General features: G+C 74.4%; 15 protein-coding genes. 10 read left to right on the forward strand and 5 right to left on the reverse strand.

The window, feature by feature from the left end:
* Nucleotides 1-7: 7 nt before the first annotated feature.
* From ACGFIA_RS19070 to glgB, 4 genes are all read left to right on the forward strand, one after another.
* The gene (locus ACGFIA_RS19070) at nt 8-1,720 is read left to right on the forward strand and encodes a 3-ketosteroid-delta-1-dehydrogenase (RefSeq protein ID WP_357388947.1); all 1,713 of its coding nucleotides are present in this window, start codon (nt 8-10) and stop codon (nt 1,718-1,720) included.
* Nucleotides 1,721-1,829: 109 nt separating this feature from the next.
* Entirely contained in the window at nt 1,830-2,675 is an 846-nt protein-coding gene (locus tag ACGFIA_RS19075) for an SDR family oxidoreductase (RefSeq protein WP_357388945.1), read from the forward strand.
* A gap of 90 nt (nt 2,676-2,765) precedes the next feature.
* Nucleotides 2,766-4,862, forward strand: coding sequence for a maltotransferase domain-containing protein (locus tag ACGFIA_RS19080; RefSeq protein ID WP_393261157.1), 2,097 nt, complete (start codon nt 2,766-2,768; stop codon nt 4,860-4,862).
* On the forward strand, nt 4,850-6,952 hold the full coding sequence (gene glgB / locus ACGFIA_RS19085) for a 1,4-alpha-glucan branching protein GlgB (RefSeq protein ID WP_357388941.1): 2,103 nt from the start codon (nt 4,850-4,852) through the stop codon (nt 6,950-6,952). Before ACGFIA_RS19080 ends, glgB begins: the two co-directional genes overlap by 13 nt.
* 66 nt (nt 6,953-7,018) lie before the next feature.
* On the opposite strand, the gene ACGFIA_RS19090 is transcribed toward glgB, so the two are convergent.
* Nucleotides 7,019-8,059, reverse strand: a complete 1,041-nt coding sequence (locus ACGFIA_RS19090; RefSeq protein ID WP_357388939.1) for a phosphatase domain-containing protein — start codon at nt 8,057-8,059, stop codon at nt 7,019-7,021.
* 118 nt (nt 8,060-8,177) lie between these two features.
* Here ACGFIA_RS19090 and ACGFIA_RS19095 point away from each other — a divergent pair, with 118 nt between their 5' ends.
* The 4 genes from ACGFIA_RS19095 to ACGFIA_RS19110 all read left to right on the forward strand — a co-directional run bounded on the left by ACGFIA_RS19095 (nt 8,178) and on the right by ACGFIA_RS19110 (nt 12,382).
* Nucleotides 8,178-9,782, forward strand: coding sequence for a hypothetical protein (locus tag ACGFIA_RS19095; protein ID WP_357388937.1), 1,605 nt, complete (start codon nt 8,178-8,180; stop codon nt 9,780-9,782).
* A 16-nt stretch (nt 9,783-9,798) separates the two neighbouring features.
* The gene (gene yaaA / locus ACGFIA_RS19100; protein ID WP_357477405.1) at nt 9,799-10,602 is read left to right on the forward strand and encodes a peroxide stress protein YaaA; all 804 of its coding nucleotides are present in this window, start codon (nt 9,799-9,801) and stop codon (nt 10,600-10,602) included.
* Between the two features lie 109 nt (nt 10,603-10,711).
* Nucleotides 10,712-11,359, forward strand: coding sequence for a hypothetical protein (locus tag ACGFIA_RS19105; protein WP_357388935.1), 648 nt, complete (start codon nt 10,712-10,714; stop codon nt 11,357-11,359).
* A gap of 81 nt (nt 11,360-11,440) precedes the next feature.
* The gene (locus ACGFIA_RS19110) at nt 11,441-12,382 is read left to right on the forward strand and encodes a TAXI family TRAP transporter solute-binding subunit (RefSeq protein WP_357388933.1); all 942 of its coding nucleotides are present in this window, start codon (nt 11,441-11,443) and stop codon (nt 12,380-12,382) included.
* A 7-nt stretch (nt 12,383-12,389) separates the two neighbouring features.
* Here ACGFIA_RS19110 and ACGFIA_RS19115 read toward each other — a convergent pair whose 3' ends face one another.
* Both ACGFIA_RS19115 and ACGFIA_RS19120 read right to left on the reverse strand, forming a co-directional pair.
* Nucleotides 12,390-13,850 (reverse strand): HAMP domain-containing sensor histidine kinase, encoded by a 1,461-nt coding sequence (locus tag ACGFIA_RS19115; RefSeq protein ID WP_357388931.1) that lies wholly within the window; start codon nt 13,848-13,850, stop codon nt 12,390-12,392.
* A gap of 10 nt (nt 13,851-13,860) precedes the next feature.
* Nucleotides 13,861-14,517 (reverse strand): response regulator transcription factor, encoded by a 657-nt coding sequence (locus tag ACGFIA_RS19120; protein WP_357388929.1) that lies wholly within the window; start codon nt 14,515-14,517, stop codon nt 13,861-13,863.
* 84 nt (nt 14,518-14,601) lie between these two features.
* Between ACGFIA_RS19120 and ACGFIA_RS19125 the strand changes: the two genes are divergently transcribed.
* A complete protein-coding gene (locus ACGFIA_RS19125) occupies nt 14,602-14,940 on the forward strand; it encodes a DUF952 domain-containing protein (protein ID WP_357388927.1) in 339 nt (112 codons plus the stop codon).
* Nucleotides 14,941-15,004: 64 nt separating this feature from the next.
* Nucleotides 15,005-15,547, forward strand: coding sequence for an acyltransferase (locus ACGFIA_RS19130; protein WP_357388925.1), 543 nt, complete (start codon nt 15,005-15,007; stop codon nt 15,545-15,547).
* A 52-nt stretch (nt 15,548-15,599) separates the two neighbouring features.
* On the opposite strand, the gene ACGFIA_RS19135 is transcribed toward ACGFIA_RS19130, so the two are convergent.
* Nucleotides 15,600-17,348 carry a CDP-glycerol glycerophosphotransferase family protein gene (locus ACGFIA_RS19135; RefSeq protein ID WP_357388923.1) on the reverse strand — a complete coding sequence of 583 codons (1,749 nt, stop codon included), beginning with the start codon at nt 17,346-17,348 and terminating at the stop codon, nt 15,600-15,602.
* Nucleotides 17,349-17,539: 191 nt separating this feature from the next.
* Nucleotides 17,540-18,823 (reverse strand): nucleotide sugar dehydrogenase, encoded by a 1,284-nt coding sequence (locus ACGFIA_RS19140; protein ID WP_357388921.1) that lies wholly within the window; start codon nt 18,821-18,823, stop codon nt 17,540-17,542.
* Nucleotides 18,824-18,826 lie beyond the last annotated feature (3 nt).

Here is an 18,826-nt window from a genome sequence, read left to right on the forward strand (position 1 = left end):
TTCCCCGATGTCCGTACCCCGGCAGCCCCGGCCGACCTCCGTCGACCTCGTCGTGATCGGCTCCGGCACCGGCCTCGCCGCCGCGCTCAGCGCCCACGAGGCCGGCCTCTCCGTCGTGGTCGTGGAGAAGTCGCGCTGGGTCGGCGGCTCCACGGCGCGCTCCGGCGGCGCCTTCTGGATCCCCGCCAATCCCGTGCTGGCCGCCGAGGGCTCCGGGGACACGCCCGAGCGCGGCGCGGCGTACCTGGAGGCCGTCGTGGACGGCTCCGCGCCCGAACAGCGCTGGCGCAGCTTCCTCCAGCACGGCACCGCCACGATCGAGATGCTCACGCGGACCACCCCGATGCGGTTCCTCTGGGCCCGCGGCTACTCCGACTACCACCCGGAGCTGCCCGGCGGCACCGCCGCCGGCCGGAGCTGCGAGTGCCGCCCGCTCGACCTGAAGGTCCTCGGCGCCGACCGCGCGCGGCTGCGTCCCGCCGTCCTCTCCGCACCAGTGCCCATGCCGGTCACCGGTGCGGACTACAAGTGGCTCAACCTGATGGCGAAGACCCCGGTTCGCGCGCTGCCCCGCATCGTGACCCGCCTCGCCCAGGGCCTCGGCGGCCTCGCGCTCGGGCGCGAGTACGCCGCCGGCGGCCAGGCCATCGCCGCCGGCCTCTTCGCCGGCGTCCGCCGCGCCGGCATCCCGGTCTGGACCGAGACGTCGCTGGAGCGGCTCCTGGTCGAGGGGAACCGGGTCGTCGGGGCCGAGCTGCGCCACGGGGAGACGACGTTCGCCGTACGGGCCGAGCGGGGTGTCGTGCTCGCCACCGGCGGCTTCGACCACAACCTGCCGCTGCGGCACGCCCACCACCACCGCGACCTGGGCGACTGGAGCCTCGGCGCGGACAGCAACACCGGCGACGGGATCCGCGCCGCGCAGGAGGCGGGCGCCGGCACCGACCTGATGGAGCAGGCGTGGTGGTTCCCCGCCGTCGCGCCGGTCGGCGACGCCGCGCCGTCGGTGCTCCTCGCCGAGCGTTCCCTGCCCGGGTCGCTCATGGTGGACGGCACGGGCCGCCGGTTCGTCAACGAGTCCTGCGACTACATGACGTTCGGGCAGCGGGTGCTCGGCCTCGCCCGCGAGCGCGCGGCGCTGCCGGCCATGTGGCTGGTCTTCGACCAGCGGTACCGCAACAGCTACGTCTTCGCCGGCACGCAGTTCCCCCGCGCCCCGCTGCCGAAGTCCTGGTACGCGGCGGGCGTCGCGCACCGCGCGGGCACCCCGGGTGACCTCGCCCGGTCGATGGACGTGGACGCCGACGCGTTGAGCGCCACCCTGGCGCGGTTCAACCAGCTCGCCGCCGCCGGCGTCGACGAGGACTTCGCGCGTGGCGCCAGCGCGTACGACCGCTACTACGGCGACCCGACGATGACGCCGAACCCGAACCTGCGGCCCCTGGCCGGCACCCTGTACGCCGTCCGGGTCGTCCTGTCCGACCTCGGGACCTGCGGTGGGATCCGGGCTGACGGCCTCGGCCGGGCGCTGTCCGACGAGGGGACCCCGGTCCCCGGGCTGTACGCGATCGGCAACGCCGCCGCCAACGCCTTCGGCCGCACCTACCCGGGGGCCGGGGCGACCATCGGCCAGGGCCTGGTCTACGGCTACATCGTCGGGCGGCACGCGGCGGGCAAGCTCCCCGCCGACCAGGCCGAGGGTCGCCGGACGGCGAAATAGGCACGGTTTGCCGCGATCGCCGCACCCGGGGCCGCCCGGCGTGCCAGCATCCGGCAGGACGCACGGGGCCGACCCGGACCGGCCGTCGGCGAAGCGGAGAGGAACCGACATGGGTACGTATGCGGTGACCGGCGCGGCCTCGGGCATGGGCCGGGCGTCCGCCGAGCGGCTGCGGCGCGACGGGCACACAGTCGTCGGCGTGGACCTGCGGGACGTGGAGGTCGTCGCCGACCTCTCCACGCCGGCCGGACGCGCGGCGGCGGCCACCGAGGTGCTGGAGCGCGCCGGAGGGCGGCTCGACGGGGCGGTCTGCGCCGCCGGGCTCGGCGGCATCCCCGGCCGGGACCGGCTCGTGCAGCAGGTCAACTTCTTCGGCGTGGTGGAGCTGCTCGAGGCGTGGCGACCGACGCTGGCCGCCGCCGGCAACAGCAAGGTCGTGGTGTTCGGCTCGAACTCCGTCACGCTCACCCCGATGGTGCCGGAGCGCGCCGTGCGGGCCCTGCTCGACCGAGACGCCGGCCGGGCGCTGCGCGTGGTGGGGCGCTTCGGCAAGCGCTCGGCGCCGTTCGCGTACGCGAGCTCGAAGCTGGCGGTGACGCGGTGGGCACGCCGCGCCGCGATCTCGCCGGAGTGGGCCGGCGCCGGCATCCGGGTGAACGTCCTGGCCCCCGGCATCATCGCCACCCCGCTGCTGGAGGAGCAGATGGCCCGGGGCGAGAAGGAGGCGGTCGAGGGGCTGCCGGTGCCGATCGGCGGGCGCGGCAGGCCGGCGGACGTCGGCGAGTGGGTGGCGTTCATGCTGTCGCCGGCCGCCGACTTCCTCTGCGGTTCGGTGATCTTCCTGGACGGCGGCTCGGACGCCTACTTCCGCACCGACGACTGGCCCGTCTCCACCGGGCCGGGCGGGGTGCTGCGCTACATGCGGCGTGCCAAGGCGTGGCGGGCCCGGCGCTGACCCGGCAGGCCCGCCCACCCGGGTGGGCGCGTCGCCGTGGAAGCAGCGCGCAACCGAGCGCGAAAGGATCTCGCGCAGTAGGTTGAGCGGGTGACTGGACGGTTCCCGATCGAAGACGTCTCCCCCGTCGTCTCCTGCGGTCGCTACCCGGCCAAGGCAGTGGTCGGCGAGGTCGTGCCGGTGTCGGCGCGGGCCTACCGCGAGGGCCACGACGCGCTCGGGTGCAACGTGGTCTGGCTCGGCCCGGACGGCGCGGCCCGCCCGTTCACCCGGATGCGCCCGGGCGAGCCCGGCCAGGACCGCTGGCACGCCACCATCCGCCCGGACGCGGTGGGCCTGTGGCGCTTCGCCGTCGAGGCGTTTCAGGACCCGTACCTCACCTGGCAGAACGCGGTCACCAAGAAGCTCGCCGCCGGTCAGGGCGCGGCCGAGCTGGCGAACGACCTGGCCGAGGGCGCACGCGTGCTGACCGCCGCGCTCGACCTGGTGCCGAAGGGCGACCGTGAGCGCGTACGCGAGGCCGCGCGGGCGCTGACCGACGACGGGCTGGAGCTGCCGCGGCGGGTGAGCGCGGCGCTGGATCTGGCCGACCTGCTGTGGGAACACCCGGTGCGCGAGCTGGTCACCACCGGCGAGGAGCGCACGCTGTGGGTGGACCGGCCCCGGGCGCTCTTCTCCGCCTGGTACGAGTTCTTCCCCCGTTCCGAGGGCGCGACAGCGGCGACAGCGGACGCGCCCGCGCGTTCCGGCACGTTCGCCACCGCGACGCAGCGGCTGCCGGGCGTCGCGGCGATGGGCTTCGACGTGCTCTACCTGCCGCCGATCCACCCGATCGGCCGGGTCAACCGCAAGGGCCGCAACAACGCGCTCGCCGCCGGGCCGGACGACGTCGGCTCGCCGTGGGCGATCGGCGCGGCCGAGGGCGGCCACGACGCCATCCACCCCGACCTGGGTACGCCGGCGGACTTCCGCGACTTCGTCGCCGCCGCCGCCGAGCAGGGGCTGGAGGTGGCGATGGACCTGGCGTTGCAGTGCGCGCCGGATCACCCGTGGGTCACCGAGCACCCGGAGTGGTTCACCACCCGGGCCGACGGCAGCATCGCGTACGCGGAGAACCCGCCGAAGAAATACCAGGACATCTACCCGCTGAACTTCGACAACGACCCCGAGGGCATCCGGGCCGAGGTGCTGCGGGTGGTGCTGCACTGGGTCGGCGAGGGCGTGCGGATCTTCCGGGTGGACAACCCGCACACCAAGCCGTTCGACTTCTGGCACTGGCTGATCGCCGAGGTCAAGAAGGCCGACCCGGACGTGCTGTTCCTGGCCGAGGCGTTCACCCGGCCGGCGATCATGCACGGGCTGGGCAAGATCGGTTTCACCCAGTCGTACACCTATTTCACCTGGCGCACGACGGCGGCCGAGATGCGGGAGTACTGCGAGGAACTGGTCGCCTCGGTCGACTGGATGCGGCCGAACTTCTGGCCGAACACGCCGGACATCCTGCACTCGTCGTTGCAGCACGGCGGCCCGCCGATGTTCAAGATCCGGGCGGTGCTGGCGGCGCTGCTGTCCCCCTCCTGGGGCATGTACGCGGGGTTCGAGCTGTTCGAGCACGTGGCGCGGCCCGGCGCGGAGGAATACCTGGACAACGAGAAGTACGAGCTGCGGCCCCGGGACTGGGACGCCGCGCTGGCGCAGGGCCGGTCGCTGGCGCCGTTCATCACCACGCTGAACCGGGTACGCCGGGACAACCCCGCCCTGCACCAGCTGCGCAACCTGCGGTTCCACGACATCGACAACCCGGCGCTGCTGTGCTGGTCGAAGCACGACCCGGCCACCGGCAACACGGTGATCGTGGTGTGCTCGTTCGACTCCCGCGCGGTGCAGTGGGGCAACACCACGCTCGACATGCCGGCGCTCGGGCTGGACTGGCACGAGCGGTTCACGGTGCGCGACGAGCTGACCGGTGCCGAGTACGACTGGGGGCAGCGCAACGCCGTGCGCCTGGACCCGTACCTGCAACCGGCGCACGTGCTCACCGTGCGCCGCCCGGCCGCACCGGCCCCCGCCGAGCCGGAGCACCCGGCCGCGCCCGACCTCACAGTCGAAGACGTACCCGCCGACCTCTCCGGCGGCACCGCCCCGACCGCACCGGCCGACAAGGACGACACCCGATGGACCAGTTGATCGCCGGCGAGGTACACGACCCGCACGCCGTGCTCGGCGCGCATCCCGCCGACGGGAGCACCACGATCCGGACGCTGCGCCGGGGCGCGGGCGAGGTGACGGTGCTCGTCGACGGCGACCGGCACCCGATGAAGCGGGTGCACGACGCCGGTGTCTTCGAGGCTGTGGTCCCCGGCGAGGTGCTCGACTACCGGGTCGAGGTGGACGGCACGACGCACGACGACCCGTACCGTTATCCGCCCACCCTCGGCGACCTCGACCTGCACCTGATCGGCGAGGGCCGGCACGAGCGGCTCTGGGCGGCGCTCGGCGCCCGGGTCTTCGACGAGGGCGTCGCGTTCACCGTCTGGGCGCCGAACGCGCGTGCCGTGCGGCTCGTCGGCGACGTGACCGGCTGGGCGCCGGACGACGGCTGGCCGATGCGGTCGCTCGGCTCCAGCGGTGTGTGGGAGATCTTCGTGCCGGGCATGCCGGTGGGCGCGCGCTACAAGTACCGCGTCCTGGGCGCCGACGGCCGGTGGCGGGACAAGGCCGACCCGATGGCCGCGCGCACCGAGGTGCCGCCGGCCACCGCGTCGGTGGTGCACCGGTCACGGTACGAGTGGGGCGACGCGGACTGGCTCGCGCGCCGGTCCCGGCAGGCCCCGCACCAGGAGCCGATGAGCGTGTACGAGGTGCACCTGGGCTCCTGGCGGCCCGGCCTCGGCTACCGGGAGCTGGCCGAGCAGCTCACCGCGTACGTGCTGGAGATGGGCTTCACCCATGTGGAGTTCCTGCCGGTGATGGAGCACCCGTTCGGCGGCTCGTGGGGCTACCAGGTCACCGGCTACTACGCGCCGACCGCCCGGTTCGGCGACCCGGACGACTTCCGCCACCTGGTGGACCGGCTGCACGCCGCCGGCATCGGGGTGCTCCTGGACTGGGTGCCGGCGCACTTCCCCAAGGACGAGTGGGCCCTCGCGCGTTTCGACGGCACCCCGCTGTACGAGCACCCCGACCCGCGTCGCGGCGAGCACCCCGACTGGGGCACGTACGTCTTCGACTTCGGCCGCAACGAGGTGCGCAACTTCCTGGTCGCCAACGCGCTCTACTGGCTCGACGAGTTCCACATCGACGGGCTGCGCGTGGACGCGGTCGCCTCGATGCTCTACCTGGACTACTCCCGCTCCGACGGGCAGTGGGCGCCGAACGTGCACGGCGGCCGGGAGAACCTGGAGGCCATCGCGTTCCTCCAGGAGGTGAACGCCACCGTCTACCGGCACCACCCGGGCGTGCTGATGATCGCCGAGGAGTCCACCGCCTGGCCCGGGGTCACGAAGCCGACCTCCGAGGGCGGGCTCGGGTTCGGGTTCAAGTGGAACATGGGCTGGATGCACGACACCCTGCTCTACACCTCGAAGGACCCGATCTACCGGCAGCACCACCACCATCAGCTCACGTTCTCCCTGGCGTACGCGTGGAGCGAGAACTACGTGCTGCCGATCAGCCACGACGAGGTGGTGCACGGCAAGGGCTCGCTGACCGGCAAGATGCCCGGCGACACCTGGCAGCGGCTGGCGACGGTACGGGCGCTGCTGGCGTACATGTGGGCGCACCCGGGCAAGCAACTGCTCTTCATGGGCTGCGAGCTGGCCGACGACAGGGAGTGGAGCGAGGAGCGCGGCCTCGACTGGTACCTCACCCACGACCCGGCCCGCGCCGGCGTGCAGCGCCTGGTGGCCGACCTGAACCGGGTCTACCGGGCGAGTCCGGCGCTCTGGGCGCAGGACACCGACCCGGCCGGTTTCCGCTGGATCGCCGGAGACGACGTCGCCAACAACACGGTGTCGTTCATCCGGATCGCCCCGGACGGGCAGACGCTGGTGTGCGTGACGAACTTCTCCGCGCTGCCGCTTGAGGACTACCGGATCGGCCTGCCCGCCGCCGGTACGTGGGCCGAGGCGCTGAACACCGACGCCCACCACTACGGCGGATCGGGTGTCGGCAACCTGGGCGAGGTGCACGCCGAGAACATCCCCTGGCACGGCCTGCCCGCCTCGGTCTCCCTGCGCGTCCCCCCGCTCGGCGTGCTCTGGCTCCGCCCGAGTTGATCATGAGGTTGACGCAGTTGTGGATCTCCACAAGGTCGTCAACCTCATGATCGACGCTGTGAGCGGTCAGACCAGGTCGGCTTCGCGCAGCAGCTTCCACAGGCCGGCGCCGTCGGGGGCGCTGAGCCACTTCTGGCCGATCGGGCCCGACGACGACCGTCCGGCCGGGGCGGGCAGGCTGCCGGCCAGCACCGACTGGGTCGGCGACAGCCGCCGGATCGCCACCCCCGCCACGTTGTCCGGGTGGGCGGCGGCGAACTCCCGGTAGATCTCCGGGTCGTGCTGCCCGTCGTCGCCGATCAGCAGCCAGCGCACCTCGGGAAACTCCCGGGACAGCCGGGCCAGTGTGGCCCGCTTGTGCTCCCGGCCGCTGCGGAACCACCTGTCCGCCGTCGGACCCCAGTCGGTGAGCAGCAGCGGCCCGGCCGGGTAGAGGTGCCGGGACAGGAACCGGGTGAGCGTCGGCGCGACGTTCCAGGCGCCGGTGGACAGGTAGAAGACCGGCGCGCCCGGGTGGGCGGTGGCCAGCCGCTCGTACAGCACCGCCATGCCCGGCACCGCGGTGCGGGCGTGCTCGTCCAGCACGAACGTGTTCCACGCGGCGAGCAGCGGCCGGGGCAGCGCGGTCACCATGACCGTGTCGTCGATGTCGGAGAGGATGCCGAAGCGGACGGCCGGGTCGAGGATGCGGACCAGCGCCTCCACCGGCTCGGCGTCGGCGACGCTGAGGCGTACGCAGCCCCAGCCGGGGGTGAAGTCGCCCTCGATCACGGTGTCGACGAAGCCGCTGCGGTCGGCTGTCACCTCCTGGCGCACGCCGTCGGCCTCGATCGTCACAGTGATGTGCTTGGCGGGCAGCGTGGCGAAGCTGCGCCAGCCCCGCACCTTGTCCAGCCGGCCCCGCCGCCGGGTGTCCGGACGCCCGAGCAGCACCCGGCAGAGCACGCGCGCCCAGCCCGGGGCGCCGTAGCCCGCGTACGCGATGATGTTGGGCTGCCACCCAGTGCGCCGCAACCGGCGCTCCACCAGGCCGTGCACGGCGTCCTCGAAGCGCGCGGCGCGGTGCAGTTGCGGAACGGCCAACTGGTCCGGTGGTGTGGGCGGCACACGGCAACAGTGCCACAACCGGCCCGGCCGGGCCACGCGAGTGATCCACGCCGATCCGGCCCGGCGCCGGCCGCCGCCGTGACAGACTGCGGTCGGGACGACGACGGGGGCGTTTGTCGTGTCGACGACGAAGCGGGACCCGGTGCGACCGCGTCCGGACGCGCCGGCGCTGGTGGCGCTGCTGCTCGGCGCCGCGGGGGTCGGCTACCGGCTGGTGCTGACGCTGCTCACGGTGCCCGCGTCCAACAGCGACGAGGCCACGTTCGGCCTGGCCGCGCTGCACATCGCCGGGCGCGGTGAACGGCCGGTCTTCCTCTACGGCCAGCGCTACATGGGCATGCTGGAGTCGTACCTGGCCGCGCCGCTCGTGGGCTGGGGCGGGCCGGCCTGGCCGCTGCTGCGGCTGCCGCTGCTCGCGCTCTTCGCGGTCTTCCTGTGGCTGGCGTACCGGCTGACCCGCCGCCTGTTCTCCCCCTGGCTCGCCGTCGCCGTGGTGGGTCTGCTGGCGCTCGGCTCGGAACGCGTGGTCCGCGACCAGCTCACGGCGGTCGGCGGCCGTCCCGAGGTCAAGCCGGCCGTGCTGGCGATGCTGCTGATCGCGGTCGCGCTCGGTGACCGGCGGATCCGGCACCACTGGCTGGCCACCGGCGCGTTCGGGCTGCTCGCCGGGCTGGCGCTCTGGTCGGACTGGCTGATCGCGCCGTACCTGCTGGTGGCGGCGGTGGTGCTGGCGGTGGCGGTGCCCCGGGACCTGATCGGCTGGCCGGGCGTGCTGCTGGTCGTGGGCTTCCTGGCCGGGATCGCCCCGGTGATCAAGGACAACCTCGTCGCGCCGCCCGGACAGGACTCGCTGTCGGTGTTCCGCGAGATCAGCACCAAGGAGGGGGTCGCGCCGCCGCTGGCCGAACGGCTGCGCGGCGGGCTGCTGGAGGGGGTGCCGCTGGCGTCCGGCATGTGCCCGATGGACGGCTGCGCACGCTGGGCGCAGTGGTTCGGCCTGCTCTACCCGGTGCTGCTGGTGGCCGCCGCCGCGCTCGGCCTGCGCGCGTACCGCCGGGCCGCCGACCATGCCGCGCGGGTCCGGGCCGCGGCGATCCTCGGCCTCGTCGCGGGCGCGGCGCTGACGCTCCTGGCGTACGTGCGCAGCCCGCTCGCCGCGACCGACCCGCTCGGCAACGCCCGCTACCTGTCGGTGCTCCAGATCTCGCTGCCGGCCGTGCTGTGGCCGCTCTGGCTGGCCGCCGCGCACGCGCTGCGGGCCACCGCCGGACGGGCCGCCCGGATCGGCGGCGTCACGGCGACTGTGGTGCTGGCCGGGCTGACCGCCGCCACGCTGGCCGGCACCGTGGCGTTCCTGGCCGGTGTGCCGGCGGTGCGGGACGAGGAGCGCACCGCCCGCCGCCTCGCCGACACGGTGGAGAGGGCCGGGCTGCGCGAGGTGTACGGCGACTACTGGACCTGCAACCGGCTGATCTTCAACACCGGGGAGACTGTCGCGTGCGGGGTGCTCGACGGCGCGCTCACGCCGGGGCAGAACCGCTATCCGGCGTACTGGCGGCGGGTGGCGCGCGCCCAGCGGCCCGGGTACGTGGTGACGGCCGGCTCCCCGGCCGAGCGCACGCTGCGGCGGCTGCTGGGCGACCGGGCCGACGCGGCGGTGGTCGCCGAGGTGGGCGGCAGTCGCGTGTACCACCCCGACCGTGCCGTGCGGCCGTGGCGCTGAACCCGGCCCGTACGCTGTGCCGGTGCTCATCCTGCTGCCCCCGTCGGAGGGGAAGGCCGAGGCCGGCACGGGCCGCCGGCTGGACCTGTCCCGGCTGTCCCTGACCGAGCTGAACCCGGCCCGGGAGGCGGTCCTGACCGCGCTCGTCGACCTGTGCGCCGGGCCGGACGAGGCGGCGGCCCGGACCGCGCTGGGCCTGACCGAGGGGCAGCGCGGCGAGCTGCGGCGCAACGCCCGGCTGCGGAAGGCGGCCACCGCACCGGCCGGACGGCTCTACACCGGGGTGCTCTACGAGGCGCTCGGCCTGGACACGCTGCCCCCCGACGCGCAACGGGCGGCCCGCCGCCAGGTGCTGATCAGCTCCGGGCTCTGGGGCGCGGTGCGGCTCGCCGACCGGATCCCGCCGTACCGCTGCCCGATCGGGGCGCGGCTGCCGGGGCTCGGTGCGCTGTCGGCGTACTGGCGGGAGGCGCTCGGCCCGGTGCTGGAGCCCGCCGCCGGACGCGGCCCGGTGCTGGACCTGCGCTCCGGCGCGTACGCGGCCACCTGGACGCCGCGCGGCGCGCTCGCCGAACGCACGGTGACGGTGCGGGTGCTGCACGAACGCACCGTGGACGGCACGCCCACCCGGTCGGTGGTGAGCCACTTCAACAAGGCCACGAAGGGCCGGCTGGTGCGGGATCTGCTGCTGGCCGACGCCCGGCCGCGCACCGCCGACGCGCTGGTGGGGGCGCTGCGGGAGCTGAAGTACACGGTCGAGGAGGCGCCCCGGGCGGCCGGCCGCCCCCGGCAGGTCGACCTCGTGGTCACCGAACTCTGAGGCGCGCGCTTCCCGCAAATTTTGCTCAAGGCTCGGGCGCAGCGGTTCCCGGTCCGGCGCTGGGGGGCCACGGTAGAGGCACCCCGAATCTGACCGAGGAGCCGCGCCGATGCTCACCACGCTGCTCGACCGCCCGAGCCCGTCGCCACCGCCGCTGGACTGGCTGACCCTGACCGACGCCTTCGAGATCGCCTGCATGGTGCGCTGCACCCCGCCACCGGCCGCCGGCGTGCGCCGGCTCGACTCCGGATCGCACCGGGCCGGGATCGCCGAGTTCAACCGCGAGGACGCGGCACAGCGGATGCGGCAGCTCCTGGGCCGCCTCGACGTGCCGGTGGAGCACGAGCTGACCACCGGTGGCCTGCGCCGCCGTTACGAGCTGCACCGGCTCTCGGTGCCGCAGCAGCACCGGGCGGCGTACGCGAATCTGCTGGCCACGGGCTGGCGGCAGGGCCGCCGGGAGCTGCTCGGCGGGCCGTTCCCCGGCGCCTCGGCGGCGCGGCGGCTGTGGCGGCCCCGGCTGGCCGCGGCGGCCTGGCGGGCGGCACTGCTCGCCGGCGGCCGGCACGTACGCCGGCACTGCCTCGGCATCCGGCTCGCCGACCGCGACCTGGCGGCGGTGCTGGTACGCGGGGCGGCGCTGCTGGACGTGCCGGCGGCGCTGCGGCCCGGCTCGGGCTGCTTCCTCGTGGTGGTGGCGAACGGCGAGCACCGGGACCGGATCACCGAGAGCGCGGAGCTGGCCCCGGCGAACTGACCGGCCCGGTCCGGGCTCCCGGGCGGCAGGTGCACGGTCCGGGCTTGCGCGGCGACGGGTGCACGGCGCAGAGTGCAGCCCGTGAGCCGACACTGGCCTGTGCGCGCCGCCGCCCCGCTCGTGCTGGTGCTCCTGCTCGTCACCGGGCTCACCGCGTGCCGGGACGAGCCGTCCGAGCCGACCCGCATCCGGATCGCGACCGGCAGCCCCACCGCCGTCTACCACGCCTTCGGCCAGTCGCTCGCGGCGCTGCTCAACCGGGAGCTACCAGGCGTGCGGGCCGAGGTGGTGGTAACCGCCGCCTCGGCGCAGAACGTCCGGCTGGTCGGCGGCGGGGAGGCGGAACTGGGCTTCACCCAGGCCGACGTGCTGCCGCCGCGCGAGCCCGAGCACCCGTCGGTGCTGGCTGTGGCCCGGGTCTACGACGACCTGCTGCACCTGGTCACCCGCGCCGGCGGGCCGATCCGCACGCTCGGCGACCTGCGCGGCCGGCGGGTGTCGGTGGGCGCCGACGGCTCCGGCACGGAGATCACCGCGACCCGCCTGCTGGCGGTGGCCCAGCTCGACGGCGACCGGATACGCCAGGAGCACCTGGGGCTGGACGACTCGGTGGCGGCCCTGCGCGAGGGACGGATCGACGCGTTCTTCTTCTCCGGCGGGCTACCCGTGCGCGGCGTCGCCGACCTGGCCCAGCGGACCTCGCTGCGGATCGTCGACCTGGGCGCCTGGACCGAGCCGCTGCGCCGTGCGTACGGGCAGGTCTACGTGACCCGGGACGTGCCGCGTTCGGTGTACCGGGCCGACCCGGTCAGCACCGTGGCGAACCCGAACTACCTGATCGTCCGCGCCGGCCTGCCCGCCGCGCTGGTGCGGGAGGTGACCCGGCTGCTGATGGACCGCCGGCAGGAGCTGGCCGCAGCCCACCCGGCGGCCGGACGGATGAGCCCCCGGTCGGCCATCGTCACCACCCCGCTGCCACTGCACCCGGGCGCGGCGCAGTGGTATCGCGACGCGAAGCCCTGACGACGGGTCAGCGCCAGACCGGCCCGACGGCCTCCGGCGGCCCGACGGCCTCGGGCGGGCCGGCGACCTCGGGCGGGGCGACGACCTCGGGCGGGCCGGGGGCGGGCGCCGGGAACCACAGCTCGGCGACGAGGCCCCGAGGCTCGCCCTGACGCATGGTGAGCCGGCCGTCGGAGGCGTCCACGAGCACCGCCGCGATGGTCAGGCCGAGACCCACGCCGTCCACGTTCTGCGCGTCCGGCGCCCGCCAGAACCGCTCGGTGGCCTGGTCGAGCTGGCTCGCCGTCATGCCCGGGCCGGTGTCGCCGACGGTCAGCACCGTCCCGCCGCCGTCGGCGCGTACGGTCACCGTCACCTCTCCCCCGGCGCCGCTGAACTTCACCGCGTTGTCGATCAGGGCGTCCAGCGCCTGGTCGATCGCGGTCGGCACGGTCCAGGCGTACACCGGCGCGTCTGTCGCGTCGAGGCGCAGTGCGACCTCGCGGTGCCGGGCCAGCGGCAGCCAGGCCGCCACCCGGGAGGCGGCCGTGGCGGTGGCGTCCACAGTGACCCGCTGGTTCTCCTCCCGCTCCGCACGCGCCAGGGTGAGCAGCGCGTCGAGCACGGTGGCGAGCCGGTCGGTCTCCTCCAGCGCCAGCTGGTGCTCGGCGCGTCCGTCCGGGTCGGTGAGGCTGGGACCCAGTTCCTCCACCCGCAGGCGCAGCGCGGTGAGCGGGTTGCGCAGCTGGTGGCTGGCGTGCGCGACGAAGGCGCGCTGCCGGTCCATCACGTCGGACACCGCGTCGGCCATGTGGTTGAAGCTGGTCGCCAGCCGGCGCAGTTCGGGCGGGCCGACCCGGGGGCGGACCCGCGCGGCGCGGCGGCCCTCGGCGATCTCGTGGGTGACCGCGTCCAGCTCGGTGACCGGGCGCAGCACCCAGCCGGCCAGCCCGAACGCGGTCGAGACGCAGGCCAGCACCGCCAGCAGCCCGATGCCGGCCAGCAGCAGCCACCACACGGTGACGGAGCGGCGCACGCCGTCCGCCGGGCTGGTCGTGACCACGGCGCCGAGCACCTCGCCGCCGTCGTTGATCGGTACGGCCGTCACCACCGGCCCGCTGTCCCAGGGCCACACCGACTCCGGGCCGCTGAACTGCTGTCCGGAGAGCGCGGTGTCGAGCGCCGGGCCGGCGCCCTCGTCCGGCTTCCAGCCGGTCGAGGCGACAACGGTGCGCCGTTCCCGGTCCACCACCGCCGCACCGATGCCGTACAGCGCGTCGTAGGCGGCCAGTTCCCCGTCCAGCGGGCCGGAACCGCCACCGCGCAACGCCGGTCCGGCCAGCGAGGCGAAGCGGGTGGCGTCGGCGAGGCGGTCGGCGCGTACCCGGTCGGTCTCCCGGGTCGCGAGGGTGGCCGCCAGCGGCGTCTCCAGGGCGAGCAGGACCAGCACCATCAACAGCAGGTAGCTGATCACCAGCCGGCGGCGCACGGGCCCCTCCTCACGCGTCGCGGAGCCGGTAGCCGACCCCGCGTACGGTCTCCACCAGCGTCGGGTCGCCGAGCTTGCCGCGCAAGGACCCGACGTGCACCTCGACGGTGTGCCGGTCGGCCCAGGTGGTGCCCCACACGTCGAGCAGGATCCGCTCGCGCGGCACCGCCACCCCGGGCTGGCGGGCCAGGGACAGCAGGATGTCGAACTCCTTGCGGGTCAGCGTGACGTCCCGGCCGGCCACGTTCACCGTCCGGCCGCCCACGTCGATGCGGACCGCCCCGGCCTCGATCAGGTTGCGCTGCGGCGCGGTGTGGGCGGCCCGCCGCAGCACCGCCTCGATCCGCGCCTGCAACTCCACCATGGAGAACGGCTTCACCACGTAGTCGTCGGCGCCCAGTCGCAGCCCCAGCACCCGGTCGCGTTCCTCGCCGCGCGCGGTCACCGCGATGATGCCGAGCCGGCTGCTGCGCCGCCGCAGCTCGCGGCACAGTTCGGTGCCGTCGCCGTCGGGCAGACCCAGGTCGAGCAGCACCAGGTCGCAGGGGGCGGCGGAGAGCGCGGCGGCCACCGTGGCGGCGTGTTCCACCTGGTAGCCGCGCCGGGTCAGCGCCGACGACAACGCCGCGGCGACCCGGCGGTCGTCCTCGACCAGGAGGATCCGCACCCGTGCCTCCCTCCGCTCGACGTGTTGCCCTGCGAATGGTGGCAGACGCGCCGCCGGGACGCGAGGCCGCTCTAGGCTGCGGTGGTGATCTACAAGATTCTCACCGACGACGAGTGGGCGCGGGCACGGGCCGACGGGCGGTTCGCCGGCACCGCGATGGACCGGCAGGACGGCTACGTGCACCTGTCCGCCGCCGACCAGGTGGTGGAGACCGCGCGGAGGTTCTTCGCCGGGGTCACCGGCCTGACCGTGCTCGCGGTGGACGAGTCCCGGCTCGGCGACGCGCTGCGCTGGGAGGTGTCCCGAGGCGGCGCGCGGTTCCCGCACCTGTACGCCGCGCTGCCGGTGGACGCGGTGGTCGCCGCGCACCCGCTGCCGGCCGACCGGCCGGCCGCCGACGCGGTGGCCGAACTGCTCGGGTGAGCGCTCGTTATGCTGCGTCGAGCCCGCCCGTCGGCGCGACGCGCCCTGCATGATGCGAGTTGAGATGACTGACAGCAACGACCGGTCCGCCTCCGTCTTCGTCCACCCGACGGCCGACGTGGAGGACGGCGCCCAGGTCGGCGACGGCACGAAGGTCTGGCACCTGGCGCACATCCGGTCCAGCGCCCAGGTCGGCGCCGGCTGCGTGATCGGCCGCAACGTCTACGTCGACGCGGGCGTCACCGTCGGCGACCTGGTGAAGATCCAGAACAACGTCTCGGTCTACCAGGGCGTGACCATCGAGGACGAGGTGTTCGTGGGCCCGTGCGCGGTGTTCACGAACGACTTCCGCCCCCGCGCGCAGAACCCGGACTGGACGATCACCCCGACGCTGGTCCGCCGGGGCGCGTCGATCGGCGCGAACGCCACGCTCGTGTGCGGCATCGAGGTCGGCGAGTACGCGATGATCGCCGCCGGCTCGGTGGTGACCCGCGACGTCAAGCCGTACCAGCTGGTGGCCGGCAACCCGGCCCGCCCGAAGGGCTGGGTCGACGCCAAGGGCGAGGTCGTCTCCCGCGACGTCGACAACCCGCCGCACCAGGGCTGAACGCGGTACGGGGCGGCGACCGCGCCGGTCGTCGCCCCGTAGCCGGTACGCCTCAGCCGCAGAGCCGGCCGATCTCGTCCCGGAACCGGTCCATCGGGTTCGACCCGGCCGGGCCGAGCAGGTACTCCTTCAGCTCCCGCCGCGCCCCGGTCATCGGGTCGTCGCCGGCCCGGGTCACGTCGAGGATCTTCGTCAGCTCGCCGCAGTCCGCCGAGAGCAGGTACGCCGCCCGCGCGGTCGGGAACTGCCGCCGGAACTCGTCCTCGGGCAGGCCGGCCGGGTTGGCCACCACGTACGGCCGCTCGCTCTGCACGAAGTCGGAGACCACGCTGGACACGTCACTGACCAGCAGGTCGGTGACGTTGAAGCAGTCGAACAGCCCCGGCGTGCGGCCGGTGACCACCAGGTGCGCGGCGCCGTCCAGTGCGGACGGCTCGGTCTCGCCGCCGGCCGCGCTGATCCGGGACACGATCCGCTCGTGCGCGGCGCGGGCCTTCGGCGAGCGCGTCCCGGTCAGCGGGTGCGGCTTGTAGATCACCCGCACGTCCCCGGCGGCGAGCAGGCCGGACACGATCCGCTCCCCCATCAGCACCAGCGAGGTGTGGTACGGGTCGTCGTCGAGCCAGCCCTCCCAGGTCGGCGCGTACAGCACAGTGAAACGGTGGTCGGCGGCGCCGGAGCCGAACGTGTGCACCCCGGCCAGCTGCGGCCGGCCGATCTCCACGATGTCGCGGTCCAGCACGCCGACGTCGGCCCGCGCGTACCGTTCCCGCCCGGCCGGACCGGCCACCCAGACCTCGTCGTACACCTTGCTGTACGGGTTCACGCTGGCCTGCTTGTCGCTGTCGCCGTGGCCGACGAAGACGTGCTTCACGCCCGGCTCCCGCAGCAGGTGGATGTTGGCGCCGACGTTCGCGGCGTACAGCGCCACGCGCAGCGAGCTCAGGTCCAGGTTCATGAAGTCGACGCCGGCCGGCACGCAGATCACCGGCAGCCGGGTGTCGGCGAGCTGCCCGAACGCGTCCGCGGCGCGCAGCAGCACGACCGCGCGGCGGCCGGTCGCCTCCACCGGCGCGAGCCACATGTTGGCCTGGTAGACGTCCTTGGCCGGGCCGGCGAAGTAGAGCGCCACCTCGGGCCGTTCCCGGGCCATCCAGTCGTGCACGGCGGGCAGCACACCCGGGGCCTTGCCCCGGCCGCGCAGCGCGGTGAGCGCCAGCACCGCGGCGGTGACCAGGCCGGCGGCGAGCGTGACCAGGCCGGTGACCACGACCGGGGCGACCCGGTCCAGCGCGGCGGCGAGCACCGCGGCCGGCACCAGCAGCACGTTCAGCAGCGGCATCCGCAACCCGGCCAGCCGCCGCGCCCAGGCCGGCGGCACCGGGACCCGCCGCAGCGCGCCGAGGTCGATGTTGCGGGTGTACGCCGGCGGGTCGACCCGGCCGTCGATCACCTTGGTCACCGCGCCGGTGGCGACCGCGACCGTCCACAGCGCGGCGGGCAGCAGCAGGACGGCGACGGTGCCGGCCACGCCGGGGCGCACCGTGGCGACCACCAGCAGGACCACCGACAGATCCCGGACCAGCCGCCGGAAGGTGGTGCCGAGACCGGCCTTGTCGAGCAGCGTGGCGGTCCCGGTGTGCCGCCCGGCCAGGGCCAGCTCACCGGCGACGGCGACCACCGCGGCCACCGCGTACGGGACCACCAGGCCGAGGACTCCGGCGAGGACCATGACCGCGTAGCCGAGAAGCGTCGCGCCGACCGCGGCGAGACCCTGCTGGCTGCGTACTCTGCTGAACAACGACACGCTCCCTGTCTGCCCCACCGATGCCGGTCCGGGTCGATTTCCGACGGCTGCGACCCTAAACGGATCACATGACACAAGTATTGCCGGGGTGTCCGGCAGATGAACTCCGCACGGCGTGATTGCGACGGCGGCACGCGACGGGCCCCGGCCGTCCGCGACGGCCGGGGCCCGTGGAGCCTCTGGGGTCAGCCCCCGATGACCACCCGGCGCACGCCGGTCCAGCGCGCCGGGTCGGTGACCCGGCGGCCGTCGACGAGCACCGTCACGCCCGGCAGGTCGGCCGGGGCGAGGGTGCGGTACTCCGCGTGGTCGGCCTGGATGACGGCGGCGCCGAGCGGCTCGCCGTCGTAGCCGGGCAGGCCGTGCGCGACCAGTTCCTCGTTCGTGTACATCGGGTCGGAGACGTACGGCACCGCACCCCGGCGGCGCAGCGCCTCCACGGTCGGGAAGACACCGGAGAACGCGGTCTCCTTCACGCCACCCCGGTAGGCGGCGCCCAGCACCAGCACGCCCACCCCGGTCAGGTCGCCGTACGCGGCGGCGAGCAGGTCGACCGCGTACTCCGGCATGGCCGCGTTTGCCTCGCGGGCCGAGCGGACCACTGTCGCGGCCGGGTCGTTCCACAGGTACATCCGCGGGTAGATCGGGATGCAGTGGCCACCGACCGCGATGCCGGGCGAGTGGATGTGGCTGTACGGCTGCGTGTTGCACGCCTCGATGACCTTGGTGACGTCCACGCCGACGGTGTCGGCGAAGCGGGCGAACTGGTTCGCCAGGCCGATGTTCACGTCCCGGTAGGTCGTCTCGGCGAGCTTGGCCAGCTCGGACGCCTCGGCCGAGCCGAGGTCCCAGACGCCGTTGGGGCGGTCCAGGTCGGGGCGCTCGTCGAAGTCGAGCACCGCCTCGTAGAACCGGACGCCGTGCGCGGCCGACGCCTCGTCGATGCCGCCGACCAGCTTCGGGTAGCGGCGCAGGTCGGCGAAGACCCGGCCGGTGAGCACCCGCTCCGGGCTGAACACCAGGTGGAAGTCGGCGCCGGGGGTCAGGCCGGAGCCCTCGGCGAGCATCGACGCCCACCGGTTACGGGTGGTGCCGACCGGCAGCGTGGTCTCGTAGCTGACCAGCGTGCCCGGCTTCAGCCCACGGGCGATGGCCCGGGTGGCGTCGTCCATCCAGCCGAAGTCCGGCACGCCCTCGGCGTCCACGAACAGCGGCACGACCACGACGACCGCCTCCGACTCGGCGACCGCGGTGGCGGTGTCGGTGGTGGCCGACAGCAGGCCGGCGGCCACCGCCTCCTTGAGCTTGACGTCCAGGTCGGCCTCACCCGGGAAGGGCACGGCACCGTCGTTGACCAGCTGGACGACCCGCTCGGAGACGTCGGCGCCGATCACCCGGTGCCCCTTCGACGCGAACTGCACGGCCAGGGGAAGACCGATCTTGCCGAGCGCGACGACGCAGATGTTCATGAA

The organism is Micromonospora sp. NPDC049203 (assembly GCF_043197215.1).
In the GTDB taxonomy this organism is placed as follows: Bacteria; Actinomycetota; Actinomycetes; order Mycobacteriales; family Micromonosporaceae; genus Micromonospora.

Excerpts from the sequence above, each read along its gene's own strand:
- ACGFIA_RS19070 (WP_357388947.1), top strand. The coding sequence starts at position 8 with ATGTCCGTACCCCGGCAGCCCCGGCCGACCTCCGTCGACCTCGTCGTG.
- ACGFIA_RS19075 (WP_357388945.1), top strand. The coding sequence starts at position 1,830 with ATGGGTACGTATGCGGTGACCGGCGCGGCCTCGGGCATGGGCCGGGCG.
- glgB (WP_357388941.1), top strand. The coding sequence starts at position 4,850 with ATGGACCAGTTGATCGCCGGCGAGGTACACGACCCGCACGCCGTGCTC.
- ACGFIA_RS19105 (WP_357388935.1), top strand. The coding sequence starts at position 10,712 with ATGCTCACCACGCTGCTCGACCGCCCGAGCCCGTCGCCACCGCCGCTG.
- ACGFIA_RS19130 (WP_357388925.1), top strand. The coding sequence starts at position 15,005 with ATGACTGACAGCAACGACCGGTCCGCCTCCGTCTTCGTCCACCCGACG.
- ACGFIA_RS19140 (WP_357388921.1), bottom strand. The coding sequence starts at position 18,823 with ATGAACATCTGCGTCGTCGCGCTCGGCAAGATCGGTCTTCCCCTGGCC.